This is a genomic window from Priestia sp. P5_B4, from assembly GCF_056400385.1.
In genome coordinates, this window is sequence record NZ_JBFULJ010001502.1 from 1 (window position 1) to 549 (window position 549).

The 549-nt window shown below is 36.2% G+C and carries 1 protein-coding gene; it reads left to right on the plus strand.

Annotated features, from left to right (window positions below; all coding sequences use genetic code 11):
- The first annotated feature begins 159 nt into the window (after positions 1–159).
- Positions 160–435: a GlsB/YeaQ/YmgE family stress response membrane protein gene (locus AC1DRF_RS31855; protein WP_128820027.1), complete on the plus strand. Its 276-nt coding sequence runs from the start codon at positions 160–162 to the stop codon at positions 433–435.
- Positions 436–549: the final 114 nt, after the last annotated feature.

Sequence of the window (549 nt, forward strand, 5' to 3'; positions counted from 1 at the left end):
CATTTGATGTTGTCCAAGAGAACAAAAATAAAGGGCAAGCAAAACTACATAATCTTATGACATCAAGAGAAAAAACTTATAGAGGAAAAAAATAACAGGATTAATGAGTTTTAGTCGGGGGTAAAGTCAACTAACTATTTCAAAAGGAGAGAGTGATTTATGGAAATTCTATGGATGCTAATTGTAGGTGGAATTATCGGTTGGCTTGCCGGTTTAATTACAGGACGTGACGTTCCTGGAGGCATTATTGGTAATATTATCGCTGGTTTTATTGGTTCTTGGTTAGGTGGTCTGATCCTGGGAAGTTGGGGACCAGTTATCGGTGGTTTTGCCATCATTCCAGCCATTATTGGAGCAATCATTCTGGTGTTAATTGTAAGCTTTGTTCTAAGAAAAATGGGTCAAAACAAGAATCATGGTCATCATGCAAAATAAAGTGAAAAACTTAAATTGGAGGGACTAAAGATGGGAGAGGAAAGTAAGTCTGCGTTAGATGATTTTGTTGAAGATGATCAATTCGAATTAGAATCTTACCTTACTTATTTGTTC